This is a genomic window from Candidatus Pantoea communis (assembly GCF_011752685.1).
GTDB lineage: Bacteria > Pseudomonadota > Gammaproteobacteria > Enterobacterales > Enterobacteriaceae > Pantoea > Pantoea communis.
Genome location: NZ_VWXC01000034.1, coordinates 1 through 13,810 on the forward strand (window position 1 = coordinate 1; position 13,810 = coordinate 13,810).

The following is a 13,810-nucleotide window of genomic DNA, read 5'->3' on the forward strand; positions in this document are numbered from 1 at the left end:
AATTTGCCTGGCGGCTGTAGCGCGGTGGTCCCACCTGACCCCATGCCGAACTCAGAAGTGAAACGCCGTAGCGCCGATGGTAGTGTGGGGCCTCCCCATGCGAGAGTAGGGAACTGCCAGGCATCAAACAAGTGAAGAAACCCTGAACGAAAGTTCAGGGTTTTTTTACGTCTGCGAATCGGCGAAATCAGGGCTAAAAGCCACGAAAACATCCCACCCGTGACTAACTGATCGGGTAAACTACGGCCAGATAAATCAGTAAAGGCCGTGAAATGTCCAGCCCCCACACTTCTCTAAAAGTTTTCAACACACTGGGTCTCGAAGTCAGTGCACAAGCGCTGTATATCGCAGACACATCCGAAGCCATCATGAACGCATGGCAAGCAACTCAACAGGCGAATCAACCTTTCATCGTATTAGGTGAGGGCAGCAATGTGCTATTCCTGGAAGACTTTGATGGTGGCGTGATTATTAACGCCATCAAAGGTATTTCACTTGAGGAAGAGGCTGAATCATGGCATTTGCATATCGGTGCAGGTGAGAACTGGCACGAGCTGGTTGAGCATACTTTAAAGAAAGGTATTACCGGCCTGGAAAATCTTGCGTTAATTCCCGGCAAGGCTGGTTCAGCGCCTATCCAGAATATTGGCGCTTATGGTGTTGAATTTAAAGATATTTGCCACTACGTCGATGTGCTGCATCTACCCACACAAAAAATCAGTCGCCTGGATCGAGAAGCGTGTCAGTTTGGTTATCGTGACAGTATCTTTAAGCACGAGATGAAGGATAATCACGTTATAGTTGCTGTCGGACTTCGTTTGGCAAAGCAATGGAAGCCGGTACTGAATTACGGCGATTTAGCGAAACTGAACCCGGCCACTGTATGCGCATGGGATGTATTCAATGCCGTCTGCCAAATGCGCCAGAGCAAATTGCCCGACCCGCGCGTAACGGGAAATGTAGGCAGTTTTTTCAAAAATCCGCTTATCACACTCAAGTTGGCTAATGAGTTATTAAAAGCATGGCCGGGGATGCCGCATTATCCGCAGGCAAATGGTGACGTGAAATTAGCGGCAGGTTGGTTGATCGATCAATGTCATCTAAAGGGATATCAGGTAGGTGGCGCTGCGGTACACCGTCACCAGGCACTGGTGTTAATCAATGAAAACCAGGCAACGCCAAAGGATATCGTTGCTTTAGCGCACGAGGTGCGAAACCACGTGGGTGAAAAATTCAATGTTTGGCTCGAGCCAGAGGTTCGCTTCATTGGTGCTCAAGGCGAACGTAACGCCGTTGAGGTCATTTCATGAAAGATAATAGTGTTCCGCTGAAATTGGTCGCGCTGCTGGCTGATGGAGAATTCCATTCAGGCGAGCAGTTGGGTGAAGCATTGGGTATGAGCCGTGCAGCCATTAATAAGCATATTCAAACCCTGAAGAGCTGGGGTCTGGATGTTTATACCGTAACAGGAAAAGGATATAGCTTGCCTGCCCCCATTCAATTGCTGAATGAAGCCGATATTCTTTCGCATCTGCATCAACCAGATTTAGATGTCATCCCTGTGATTGATTCTACCAACCAGTATCTGCTGGATAGGATGGATCAGTTGCCTTCTGGTCATGCCTGTATTGCAGAATATCAGCAAGCAGGCCGTGGCCGCCGTGGCAGAAAGTGGTTTTCTCCTTTTGGTTCTAATCTCTATCTGTCGATGTACTGGCGACTTGAGCAAGGTCCCGCTGCAGCAATGGGACTCAGCCTGGTGATTGGTATCGTGATGGCCGAGGTGATTCAGTCATTGGGTGCACCTGATGTGCGTGTCAAATGGCCCAATGATCTTTACCTGAACGATCGTAAATTGGCCGGGATTCTGGTTGAACTAACCGGCAAAACAGGCGATGCAGCGCAAATTGTCATGGGCGCAGGCGTCAATCTGGTGATGCGCTCAGAAGGAGCCTCTGAAATTAATCAGGGATGGATTAATTTGCAGGAAGCCGGTGTAGAAATTAATCGCAATGAGCTGGCTGCAAAAATCATTAATCATCTGCGTGAAGCACTGCCGATTTTCGAGCGAGATGGATTGGCACCGTTTGTAGAGCGCTGGGATGCTCTGGACAACTTTATCAATCGCCCGGTTAAGTTGCTGATTGGCGATAGAGAAGTCCATGGCATTGCACGTGGTATTGATAAGCAGGGTGGTTTATTACTGGAGCAAGAAGGTGAAGTGAAATCCTGGGTTGGTGGTGAGATTTCGCTGCGACCTGGTAATTAATCTGAATTGACCTAAAAAAATCAAACGCCCTCGGAAATAAGGGCGTTTAAATATCAAAAATTATTTTCTCAAGCGAACACTTTGCACGGCATGATCTGCAGATTTGGTCATAATCAGGCTGGCACGCTCTCGAGTTGGAAGGATATTTTCATTGAGATTCAGCCAGTTAATCTCTTTCCATAACCCGCGAGCAATATTTTCCGCCTCATCTTTGGGGAGCTGAGAATAATGGTGGAAATAAGAATCTGGATCGCTGAAGGCACCTTCGCGGAATTTTAAGAAACGATTAACATACCAACGTTCTAATAATGCTTCAGGTGCATCGACATAAATTGAGAAGTCGACAAAATCAGAAACAAATACATGATGCGGATCGTGGGGATAATCCATCCCGCTTTGAAGCACATTTAAGCCTTCCAAAATCAAAATATCAGGCTGTTGTACCACCTTATCGCCATCCGGGATCACATCATAAATAAGGTGTGAATAAACTGGCGCAGTGACCTGACTAGCGCCTGATTTCAAATCGGATACAAAATTCACCAGACGATGCATATCGTAAGATTGCGGGAAGCCTTTCTTCTTCATTAGCCCCCGTTCTTTCAACACTGCATTGGGGTGTAAAAAGCCGTCAGTTGTAATCAACTCGACTTTACGATGTTCTGGCCAGCGACTAAGCAGCGCCTGCAACACACGCGCGGTTGTACTTTTACCTACAGCAACACTGCCGGCAATACTGATGATATAGGGAATCTTTTGCCCGTTAGTGCCAAGGAACTGCTCCAGCACGGCCTGACGGCGCAGATTAGAACTGATATAGAAGTTAAGCAGACGTGAGAGCGGCAAATAGATTTCAGCAACCTCTTCTAAGGAGAGATCTTCATTGATACCGCGTAGTCGTTCAATTTCGCCTTCAGCGAGCGTCATTGGCACTGAGTCGCGCAGGGCGGCCCATTGCTGACGGTCAAACTGCAAATAGGGTGTAGTGAGTGGTGTCGTTTTTTTACTCATAAGTATGCATCTGACCGCAAATCCCGGCTCATCAACATCTTGTAGCGTCTGGCATACAATGATGCGTCGAGCTCAGTTGCACGTCATAGGGGGTAAGTAACGAGAACAATGGGCTGGAGGGTAACACCAGTGTCACTTTAAAAAGAAGCAAATTGATAAACCTGAGCACGCTTTCGTAAGCGTGCCCGCATTTTTATTATTGCTTAGTCGCTTATTACAATCGATTTTGCTGTAGCACCGCGTAAAATCTTTTCAGATTTTCCCTCGCTGACAACGTTGAGCCGTCTTCAGACAATCAATAATGCCTCCCTCTTTAACACGCCGACAGTGGCATCCGTTAACGAACAATCCCGTCTTGCATTGTATTAGTTGAAAAAATGTTCAATCAAACCCGATCCAATAAAAAAAAGTTGCGCACTTTTAAATGAAAAATGGCGTTGTGCTTCTGGCGTGCGACGACCAAACCACGATAAGCCTCTGTAAATCACTTAGTGCAGTGGCGTAAAAACACACTGCATTTGGACGAAAATACTGCAAATGATGAGCGGTTTGCGATGTTTTGCACAAATAGTAGGCGATAGAACAATTTTGATAATTTTTTTGTTGCATCCTGGGCGCGGTCTTCCTAGAATGCGCTCCACTTGATGCCGGCTTAGCTCAGTTGGTAGAGCAACTGACTTGTAATCAGTAGGTCACCAGTTCGATTCCGGTAGCCGGCACCATCAAGTAGGTGGGATTCCCGAGCGGCCAAAGGGAGCAGACTGTAAATCTGCCGTCACAGACTTCGAAGGTTCGAATCCTTCTCCCACCACCATCTCAACCACTTGGTTGAGCGCCAGATAAAATCTTTATCTGGCGGGTGAGTTCATCTCTCTCACCTTCGAATTCAGATTGCGGATTTTCGCAATCAAAGTCAGCCAGAAACTCTGGCAGGCTCGAATAATAGAAGGTCTTCTTTTATTATTCATAAGCTACAGAAAGAACAGGTAGCCGAGTTCCAGGATGCGGGCATCGTATAATGGCTATTACCTCAGCCTTCCAAGCTGATGATGCGGGTTCGATTCCCGCTGCCCGCTCCAGATGTGCTGATATGGCTCAGTTGGTAGAGCGCACCCTTGGTAAGGGTGAGGTCCCCAGTTCGACTCTGGGTATCAGCACCACTTCCTTTATCTCTCTCCTGATTCTCTCTCTGTAAACCAAACAGTCAGGCATTGCCTGGTTGATATGACGATATCTTCGATATATCCGTGTCTTAGAGGGACTAGCGATGGCTAAAGAGCAATTTCAACGTAACAAACTGCACGTAAACGTGGGCACCATCGGTCACGTTGACCACGGTAAAACCACCCTGACTGCTGCAATCACCACCGTTCTGGCTAAAACCTACGGCGGTAAAGCCAGCAAGTTCGATGAGATCGATAAGGCGCCAGAAGAGAAAGCACGTGGTATCACCATCAACACTTCTCACGTTGAATATGAAACCCCGACTCGCCACTATGCGCACGTTGACTGCCCAGGCCACGCCGACTATGTGAAAAACATGATCACCGGTGCTGCGCAGATGGACGGCGCGATCCTGGTTGTTGCTGCGACTGATGGCCCAATGCCACAGACCCGTGAGCACATCCTGCTGGGTCGTCAGGTTGGCGTTCCTTACATCATCGTGTTCCTGAACAAGTGCGACATGGTTGATGACGAAGAGCTGCTGGAACTGGTAGAGATGGAAGTTCGCGATCTGCTGTCAGCCTACGACTTCCCAGGCGACGATACTCCAATCATCCGCGGTTCTGCTCTGCAGGCACTGAACGGTGTTGCTGAGTGGGAAGAGAAGATCATTGAGCTGGCTGGTCACCTGGATAACTACATCCCAGAGCCAGTACGTGCAATCGACCTGCCGTTCCTTCTGCCAATCGAAGACGTATTCTCAATCTCTGGCCGTGGTACTGTTGTTACCGGTCGTGTTGAGCGCGGTATCGTGAAAGTAGGCGACGAAGTTGAAGTTGTTGGTCTGAAAGACACCGTTAAGTCTACCTGTACCGGCGTTGAAATGTTCCGCAAACTGCTGGACCAGGGTCAGGCAGGCGAGAACTGTGGTATTCTGCTGCGTGGTATCAAGCGTGAAGATATCGAGCGTGGTCAGGTTCTGGCTAAGCCGGGCACCATCAAGCCACATACCCAGTTCACTTCAGAAGTTTACGTACTGTCTAAAGACGAAGGCGGCCGTCATACTCCGTTCTTCAAAGGCTACCGTCCTCAGTTCTACTTCCGTACTACTGACGTGACCGGTGACGTTCAACTGCCAGAAGGCGTTGAGATGGTAATGCCAGGCGATAACGTAAAAATGACCGTTACCTTGATCAAGCCAATCGCTATGGATCAGGGTCTGCGTTTCGCAATCCGTGAAGGCGGCCGTACTGTTGGTGCGGGTGTTGTTGCTGAAATTATCGCTTAATTGCGATAACATTTGACGCAATGCATATGGAAAGGGCATCATTTGATGCCCTTTTTGCACGCTGTTACATAGAACCTGGCTCATCAGTGATTTTCGATCATAATCATTGCTGAGACAGGCTCTGGTTTACGGCGTCGGATACCGAGTTACGCCCAAAAGCTCATTCGGTTTGGATGCCTCGCTCTGCGGGGCAGAATTGTTTCTGAATTATTGTGGCAGGTTGGTTTATGAGTGCGAATACCGAAGCTCAAGGGAGCGGGCGCGGCCTGGAAGCGATAAAGTGGGTTGCTGTCATCGCGTTGCTGTTAGTCGCCATCGTTGGCAACTATCTCTATCGCGACATTACGCTGCCTCTGCGCGCGCTGGCTGTCGTAGTACTGATTGCTGCGGCAGGTGGCATAGCGTTGCTGACTATCAAAGGCAAAGCGACTGTGGCTTTTGCTCGTGAAGCAAGAACCGAAATGCGTAAGGTCATTTGGCCGACTCGCCAGGAAACATTGCACACCACGTTAATCGTTGCCGCGGTCACTGCCGTGATGTCACTGATTTTGTGGGGGCTGGATGGAATTCTGGTCCGTCTGGTATCGTTTATCACTGGCCTGAGGTTCTGAGATGTCTGAAGCTCCAAAAAAACGCTGGTACGTCGTTCAGGCGTTCTCCGGTTTTGAAGCCCGCGTAGCGAAGTCGCTGCAAGAGCATATCAAACTGCACAACATGGAAGAGCTGTTTGGTGAAGTCATGGTGCCGACTGAAGAAGTCGTTGAAATCCGTGGTGGCCAGCGCCGTAAAAGCGAACGTAAGTTCTTCCCTGGCTATGTGCTGGTCCAGATGGTGATGAATGACGCCAGCTGGCACTTAGTGCGTAGCGTACCACGTGTCATGGGCTTCATTGGCGGTACTTCTGACCGTCCTGCGCCGATTAGTGATAAAGAAGTCGATGCGATTATGAACCGCCTGCAGCAGGTAGGTGATAAGCCGCGTCCAAAAACGCTGTTCGAGCCAGGCGAGATGGTGCGCGTCAACGACGGTCCATTTGCCGACTTCAACGGTGTGGTCGAAGAAGTGGATTACGAAAAGAGCCGCCTGAAGGTCTCTGTTTCCATCTTTGGCCGTGCAACACCAGTAGAACTCGACTTTGCTCAGGTGGAGAAAGGTTAACCCTTTTGTTCACTTCATAGCTCTTGCGGAAGGCGCGAAATTTACCTATAATTCCGCGCCTTTTGTTTTTATGCGCTGGTGACAGCGTGTGAATCGTAATCACGGGGAGCCTGTTTTCAGGCGCTATAACCCATTTGAGGAATTATCATGGCTAAGAAAGTACAAGCCTACGTCAAGCTGCAGGTTGCAGCTGGTATGGCGAACCCAAGTCCACCTGTTGGTCCAGCACTGGGTCAGCAGGGTGTTAACATCATGGAATTCTGTAAAGCGTTCAACGCCAAAACAGAATCTCTGGAGAAAGGCCTGCCTACTCCAGTTGTTATCACTGTATACAGCGACCGTTCTTTCACCTTCGTTACCAAAACCCCTCCGGCTGCTGTACTGCTGAAAAAAGCAGCAGGCATCAAGTCTGGTTCTGGTAAGCCGAACAAAGACAAAGTCGGTAAAGTTTCTCGTGCTCAGGTACGTGAAATCGCAGAAACTAAAGCTGCGGACATGACTGGTGCTGACGTAGAAGCGATGACTCGCTCTATCGAAGGTACTGCACGTTCCATGGGCCTGGTAGTAGAGGATTAAGAAATGGCTAAGCTGACCAAGCGCATGAGCGTAATCCGTGACAAAGTTGACGCGACCAAGCAGTACGACATCGCTGAAGCTATTGCTCTGCTGAAAGAACTGGCAACTGCTAAGTTCGTTGAAAGCGTTGACGTTGCTGTTAACCTCGGCATCGATGCACGTAAATCAGATCAGAACGTTCGCGGCGCGACTGTTCTGCCACACGGTACTGGTCGTTCAGTACGTGTTGCTGTATTTACCCAAGGCGCAAACGCAGAAGCTGCTAAAGCAGCTGGCGCTGAGCTGGTAGGTATGGAAGATCTGGCTGACCAGATCAAAAAAGGCGAAATGAACTTTGACGTTGTTATCGCATCTCCAGATGCAATGCGCGTTGTTGGCCAGTTGGGCCAGGTTCTGGGTCCACGCGGCCTGATGCCAAACCCGAAAGTGGGTACTGTAACCCCTAACGTTGCTGAAGCAGTGAAAAACGCTAAAGCAGGTCAGGTTCGTTATCGTAACGACAAAAACGGCATCATCCACACTACCATCGGTAAAGTGGACTTCGACGCTGACAAACTGAAAGAAAACCTGGAATCTCTGCTGGTTGCGCTGAAAAAAGCGAAACCTTCACAGGCTAAAGGCGTGTACATCAAGAAAGTTAGCATCTCTACCACCATGGGCGCCGGCGTTGCCGTTGACCAGGCTGGTCTGAGCGCAGCAGCAAACTAATTGCTGCTTGAAACGGGCGAAAAATTCATCTAGAATCTTACGCCCGTTGTTCTGATTGGTCATTCAATTCAGAACCCAGATTCAAAGCCACTGATTAACAAAGCGTAATTGCCTAATTTATCAATGGCTTAGGTTGGAGTCAGGCCTTATCCTGGCCTCCGTCCAAGACCGCAGGAGCGGGATTATCTTCGGATAACTTGCTTAATACCCTGCGTAGACGGTGACAGAACCAAAAAGAATTTTTTCTTCACTGGATTCTGCTCACCGTGTAATAGCGCTCAGTGCCTTCGGGTAGCTGAGTGAAGTGAGTTCCGGGAAATTTTTCCCGGTCAAATCCAGGAGCAAAAGCTAATGGCATTAAATCTTCAAGGCAAACAAGCGATTGTTGCTGAAGTTAGCGAAGTAGCCAAAGGCGCGCTTTCAGCGGTTGTTGCGGATTCCCGTGGCGTTACCGTTGATAAAATGACCGAACTGCGTAAAGCAGGTCGTGAAGCTGGCGTTTACATGCGTGTTGTTCGCAACACCTTGCTGCGCCGCGTCGTTGAAGGAACTCAGTTTGAGATCCTGAAAGACACGTTTGTTGGTCCGACCCTGATTGCATACTCTATGGAACACCCGGGCGCTGCTGCTCGTCTGTTCAAAGAGTTCGCGAAAGCGAATGCAAAATTTGAGGTCAAAGCTGCAGCCTTTGAAGGTGAGCTGATCACGGCGGCCAATATTGACCGTCTGGCAACTCTGCCGACTTACGAAGAAGCACTGGCACGTCTGATGTCGACCATGAAAGAAGCCGCTGCTGGCAAACTGGTTCGCACTCTGGCTGCTGTACGCGATGCAAAAGAAGCGGCTTAAGGCCATCTTCTTTTCCTTCGTACTTGCTAACGTATAAACTTTTTCTGTTTTTTAGGAACAATCGATATGTCTATCACAAAAGATCAAATTCTGGAAGCAGTAGCAGCTATGTCCGTAATGGAAGTAGTTGAGCTGGTTTCTGCTATGGAAGAAAAATTCGGCGTTTCTGCTGCTGCTGCTGTAGCTGTTGCTGCTGGCCCAGCTGAAGCTGCTGAAGAGAAAACTGAATTCGACGTAATTCTGAAAGCTGCTGGCGCTAACAAAGTTGCCGTAATCAAAGCAGTTCGTACTGCAACTGGTCTGGGCCTGAAAGAAGCTAAAGACCTGGTTGAAGCTACCGGTGTTATCAAAGAAGGCATCAGCAAAGATGACGCAGCTGCTCTGGAAGCACTGCTGAAAGAAGCTGGCGCTGAAGTTGAAGTTAAGTAAGAAAACCTTCGGGTTGCAGCCTGAGTAACATCAGGCTGATGGCTGGTGACTTTTTGGTCACCAGCCTTTTTGCGCTACAGGGGAACGATGGCGTTTCGCACTGTTTGTCCATTGTTTCTCTTCAATATCTTTTTCTATCGACGACTTAATATATCGCTTTCCTGTGAGGGTTCCCTGCCTGCACAACGGCGATGAAATGATTTAAGAGTGATAGAAAGATGTATTGCATGGGGTGCACCGCATCGCATGAAAAACAAAATAGTGTTGCATGAACTGTCCCTTCAGGACGGACAGCGTGGTTCGACATGTCAGCTAGCTGAGGAACCCTATGGTTTACTCCTATACCGAGAAAAAACGTATTCGTAAGGATTTTGGTAAACGTCCACAAGTTTTGGACATACCTTATCTCCTTTCTATCCAGCTTGACTCGTTCCAGAAGTTTATCGAGCAAGATCCAGAAGGCCAATACGGTCTGGAAGCTGCCTTCCGCTCCGTATTCCCAATCTCAAGCTACAGCGGCAACTCTGAGTTGCAGTATGTCAGCTACCGTTTGGGCGAGCCGGTCTTTGACGTAACTGAATGTCAGATCCGTGGCGTGACCTATTCGGCACCGCTGCGCGTGAAACTGCGTCTGGTGATCTACGAGCGTGAAGCGCCGGAAGGCACCGTAAAAGACATCAAAGAACAAGAAGTGTACATGGGTGAAATTCCACTCATGACCGACAACGGTACCTTTGTTATCAACGGTACTGAGCGTGTTATTGTTTCTCAGCTGCATCGTAGTCCTGGCGTGTTCTTTGACAGCGATAAGGGTAAGACGCACTCGTCTGGTAAAGTGCTGTATAACGCACGTATCATCCCTTACCGCGGTTCATGGCTCGACTTCGAATTCGACCCGAAAGACAACCTCTTCGTCCGTATTGACCGTCGCCGTAAGCTGCCGGCCAGTATCATTCTGCGCGCGCTGCACTACACCACTGAACAAATCCTTGATCTGTTCTTTGATAAAGTGGTGTATGAAATCCGCGATAACAAACTGCAGATGGAACTGGTGCCTGAGCGCCTGCGTGGTGAAACCGCCAGCTTCGATATCGAAGCCAATGGCACGGTCTACGTTGAGAAAGGTCGTCGCATCACTGCGCGTCATATTCGTCAGCTCGAAAAAGACGGTATTCAGCACATTGAAGTGCCAGTCGAATATATCGCTGGCAAAGTGGTCGCTAAAGACTACGTCGATCTGAACACCGGTGAACTGATCGTTCCTGCGAACATGGAACTTTCACTGGATCTGCTGGCAAAACTGAGCCAGTCAGGCCACAAACGCATTGAAACGCTGTTCACCAACGACCTGGATCACGGCCCATACATTTCAGAGACCCTGCGTGTTGACCCAACCAACGATCGCCTGAGCGCGCTGGTTGAGATCTACCGTATGATGCGTCCTGGTGAGCCGCCAACGCGCGAAGCTGCAGAGAACCTGTTCGAGAACCTGTTCTTCTCAGAAGATCGTTACGATCTGTCTGCAGTTGGCCGTATGAAGTTCAACCGTTCACTGTTGCGTGATGAAATCGAAGGTTCAGGTATCCTGAGCAAAGACGACATCATCGAAGTGATGAAAAAACTGATCGGCATCCGTAACGGTATTGGCGAAGTCGATGATATCGACCACCTCGGCAACCGTCGTATCCGTTCAGTCGGTGAGATGGCTGAGAACCAGTTCCGTGTGGGCCTGGTGCGTGTTGAGCGTGCTGTTAAAGAGCGTCTGTCTCTGGGCGACCTCGATACCCTGATGCCTCAGGACATGATCAACGCCAAGCCTATTTCGGCGGCGGTGAAAGAGTTCTTCGGTTCAAGCCAGCTGTCCCAGTTTATGGATCAGAACAACCCGTTGTCTGAGATCACGCATAAGCGTCGTATCTCTGCCCTGGGCCCAGGCGGTCTGACGCGTGAGCGTGCAGGCTTCGAAGTGCGTGACGTACACCCAACCCACTACGGTCGTGTATGCCCAATCGAAACGCCAGAAGGTCCGAACATCGGTCTGATCAACTCCCTTTCTGTTTATGCGCAGACTAACGAATACGGCTTCCTTGAGACTCCGTATCGTCGCGTGGTAGATGGCAAAGTGAGTGATGAAATTCATTACCTCTCTGCAATCGAAGAGGGTAACTACGTTATCGCTCAGGCGAACACCAACCTTGCTGAAGACGGTAGCTTTGTTGACGATCTCGTCACTTGCCGTAGCAAAGGTGAATCAAGCCTGTTCAGTCGTGATCAAGTTGACTACATGGACGTTTCGACCCAACAGGTCGTTTCAGTCGGTGCGTCACTGATTCCATTCCTGGAGCACGATGATGCTAACCGCGCCTTGATGGGTGCGAACATGCAACGTCAGGCAGTACCAACTCTGCGCGCTGATAAGCCGCTGGTCGGTACGGGTATGGAACGCGCAGTAGCGGTTGACTCCGGTGTAACTGCCGTAGCGAAACGTGGCGGTTCCGTTCAGTACGTTGATGCTTCTCGTATCGTTATCAAAGTTAACGAAGATGAGATGTATCCGGGCGAAGCGGGTATCGACATCTACAACCTGACCAAGTACACCCGTTCTAACCAGAACACCTGCATCAACCAGATGCCATGTGTGTCCCTGGGTGAGCCAATCGAACGTGGCGACGTGCTGGCAGATGGCCCGTCTACCGATCTCGGTGAACTGGCGCTGGGTCAGAACATGCGCGTGGCGTTCATGCCATGGAACGGTTACAACTTCGAAGACTCCATCCTCGTTTCTGAGCGTGTTGTCCAGGAAGACCGTTTCACCACTATCCACATCCAGGAACTGGCGTGTGTGTCTCGTGACACTAAGCTGGGGCCAGAAGAGATCACCGCTGACATCCCGAACGTGGGTGAAGCTGCACTCTCCAAACTGGATGAATCCGGTATCGTGTATATCGGTGCGGAAGTGACCGGTGGTGACATTCTGGTCGGTAAAGTGACGCCGAAAGGCGAAACTCAGCTGACGCCAGAAGAGAAACTGCTGCGTGCGATCTTCGGTGAGAAAGCGTCTGACGTTAAAGACTCTTCTCTGCGTGTTCCTAACGGTGTTTCCGGTACGGTTATCGACGTTCAGGTCTTTACTCGCGATGGCGTAGAAAAGGACAAACGTGCGCTGGAAATCGAAGAGATGCAGCTGAAGCAGGCTAAGAAAGACCTGTCTGAAGAACTGCAGATCCTCGAAGCGGGCTTGTTCAGCCGTATTCAGGCTGTACTGATCTCAGGTGGCGTTGAAGCTGAGAAGCTGGACAAACTGCCACGTGAGCGCTGGTTGGAACTGGGCCTGACTGACGAAGAGAAGCAAAACTCTCTCGAGCAGCTGGCTGAGCAGTATGACGAGCTGAAGCACGAGTTTGAGAAGAAACTCGAAGCTAAGCGTCGCAAAATCACTCAGGGCGATGATCTGGCACCAGGCGTGCTGAAAATCGTGAAAGTGTACCTGGCGGTTAAACGTCAGATCCAGCCTGGTGACAAGATGGCAGGTCGTCACGGTAACAAGGGTGTTATCTCTAAGATCAACCCGATCGAAGATATGCCTTACGATGAGAACGGTACGCCGGTCGATATCGTACTGAACCCGCTGGGCGTACCGTCACGTATGAACATCGGTCAGATCCTGGAAACCCACCTGGGTATGGCGGCTAAAGGCATTGGTGAGAAAATCAATGCGATGCTTAAGAAGCAGGAAGAAGTCGCCAAACTGCGTGAGTTCATCCAGCGTGCTTACGATCTGGGCACTGACGTGCGTCAGAAAGTTGATCTGAACACCTTCACTGACGACGAAGTTCTGCGTCTGGCTGAGAACCTGAAAAAAGGTATGCCAATCGCAACGCCAGTGTTTGATGGTGCGAAAGAGAGCGAGATCAAAGAGCTGCTGCAGCTCGGCGGTCTGCCAGCTTCTGGCCAGATCACCCTGTTCGACGGCCGTACCGGTGAGCAGTTTGAGCGTCAGGTAACCGTAGGTTACATGTACATGCTGAAACTGAACCACCTGGTCGATGACAAGATGCACGCCCGTTCTACTGGCTCGTACAGCCTTGTTACTCAGCAGCCGCTGGGTGGTAAAGCGCAGTTCGGTGGTCAGCGCTTCGGTGAGATGGAAGTGTGGGCACTGGAAGCATACGGTGCTGCTTATACCCTGCAGGAAATGCTGACCGTTAAGTCTGATGACGTGAACGGCCGTACGAAGATGTATAAAAACATCGTCGATGGCAACCATCAGATGGAACCGGGCATGCCGGAATCCTTCAACGTACTGTTGAAAGAGATCCGCTCGCTGGGTATCAACATCGAGCTGGAAGACGAGTAAG

The 13,810-nt window shown here is 49.8% G+C and carries 11 protein-coding genes, 4 tRNA genes and 1 rRNA gene; 15 read left to right on the top strand and 1 reads right to left on the bottom strand.

Annotation, left to right across the window (positions count from 1 at the left end):
• The first annotated feature begins 6 nt into the window (after positions 1-6).
• The 3 genes from rrf (at position 7) to birA (ending at position 2,269) form a co-directional block, all read left to right on the top strand.
• A 5S ribosomal RNA gene (gene rrf, locus F3J37_RS26470) occupies positions 7-122 on the top strand.
• A 150-nt stretch (positions 123-272) separates the two neighbouring features.
• The gene (murB, locus tag F3J37_RS26475; protein WP_166936603.1) at positions 273-1,310 is read left to right on the top strand and encodes a UDP-N-acetylmuramate dehydrogenase; all 1,038 of its coding nucleotides are present in this window, start codon (positions 273-275) and stop codon (positions 1,308-1,310) included.
• Positions 1,307-2,269 carry a bifunctional biotin--[acetyl-CoA-carboxylase] ligase/biotin operon repressor BirA gene (birA, locus tag F3J37_RS26480; protein WP_166936605.1) on the top strand — a complete coding sequence of 321 codons (963 nt, stop codon included), beginning with the start codon at positions 1,307-1,309 and terminating at the stop codon, positions 2,267-2,269. Before murB ends, birA begins: the two co-directional genes overlap by 4 nt.
• Before the next feature lie 60 nt (positions 2,270-2,329).
• On the opposite strand, the gene coaA is transcribed toward birA, so the two are convergent.
• On the bottom strand, positions 2,330-3,280 hold the full coding sequence (gene coaA / locus F3J37_RS26485; RefSeq protein WP_034828892.1) for a type I pantothenate kinase: 951 nt from the start codon (positions 3,278-3,280) through the stop codon (positions 2,330-2,332).
• 646 nt (positions 3,281-3,926) lie between these two features.
• On the opposite strand from coaA, the gene F3J37_RS26490 reads away from it, so the two are divergent.
• The 12 genes from F3J37_RS26490 to rpoB all read left to right on the top strand — a co-directional run bounded on the left by F3J37_RS26490 (position 3,927) and on the right by rpoB (position 13,809).
• Positions 3,927-4,002 (top strand) — tRNA-Thr (locus F3J37_RS26490).
• A 7-nt stretch (positions 4,003-4,009) separates the two neighbouring features.
• Positions 4,010-4,094 (top strand) — tRNA-Tyr (locus F3J37_RS26495).
• Positions 4,095-4,284: 190 nt separating this feature from the next.
• Positions 4,285-4,359: transfer RNA gene (locus F3J37_RS26500), tRNA-Gly, on the top strand.
• Positions 4,360-4,364: 5 nt separating this feature from the next.
• Positions 4,365-4,440: transfer RNA gene (locus F3J37_RS26505), tRNA-Thr, on the top strand.
• A 107-nt stretch (positions 4,441-4,547) separates the two neighbouring features.
• Complete coding sequence (gene tuf, locus F3J37_RS26510) at positions 4,548-5,732, top strand: elongation factor Tu (RefSeq protein ID WP_166936607.1); 1,185 nt, start codon at positions 4,548-4,550, stop codon at positions 5,730-5,732.
• Positions 5,733-5,959: 227 nt separating this feature from the next.
• Positions 5,960-6,343 (top strand): preprotein translocase subunit SecE, encoded by a 384-nt coding sequence (gene secE, locus F3J37_RS26515; protein ID WP_039381824.1) that lies wholly within the window; start codon positions 5,960-5,962, stop codon positions 6,341-6,343.
• A gap of 1 nt (position 6,344) precedes the next feature.
• Entirely contained in the window at positions 6,345-6,890 is a 546-nt protein-coding gene (gene nusG, locus F3J37_RS26520; RefSeq protein ID WP_010616908.1) for a transcription termination/antitermination protein NusG, read from the top strand.
• Positions 6,891-7,037: 147 nt separating this feature from the next.
• The gene (gene rplK, locus F3J37_RS26525; RefSeq protein WP_034828899.1) at positions 7,038-7,466 is read left to right on the top strand and encodes a 50S ribosomal protein L11; all 429 of its coding nucleotides are present in this window, start codon (positions 7,038-7,040) and stop codon (positions 7,464-7,466) included.
• A gap of 3 nt (positions 7,467-7,469) precedes the next feature.
• Positions 7,470-8,174: a 50S ribosomal protein L1 gene (gene rplA, locus F3J37_RS26530; protein ID WP_034828901.1), complete on the top strand. Its 705-nt coding sequence runs from the start codon at positions 7,470-7,472 to the stop codon at positions 8,172-8,174.
• Positions 8,175-8,525: 351 nt separating this feature from the next.
• Entirely contained in the window at positions 8,526-9,023 is a 498-nt protein-coding gene (gene rplJ, locus F3J37_RS26535) for a 50S ribosomal protein L10 (RefSeq protein ID WP_045816330.1), read from the top strand.
• Positions 9,024-9,089: 66 nt separating this feature from the next.
• Positions 9,090-9,452: a 50S ribosomal protein L7/L12 gene (gene rplL / locus F3J37_RS26540; protein ID WP_034828906.1), complete on the top strand. Its 363-nt coding sequence runs from the start codon at positions 9,090-9,092 to the stop codon at positions 9,450-9,452.
• Between the two features lie 328 nt (positions 9,453-9,780).
• Positions 9,781-13,809, top strand: a complete 4,029-nt coding sequence (gene rpoB, locus F3J37_RS26545; RefSeq protein WP_166936609.1) for a DNA-directed RNA polymerase subunit beta — start codon at positions 9,781-9,783, stop codon at positions 13,807-13,809.
• Position 13,810 lies beyond the last annotated feature (1 nt).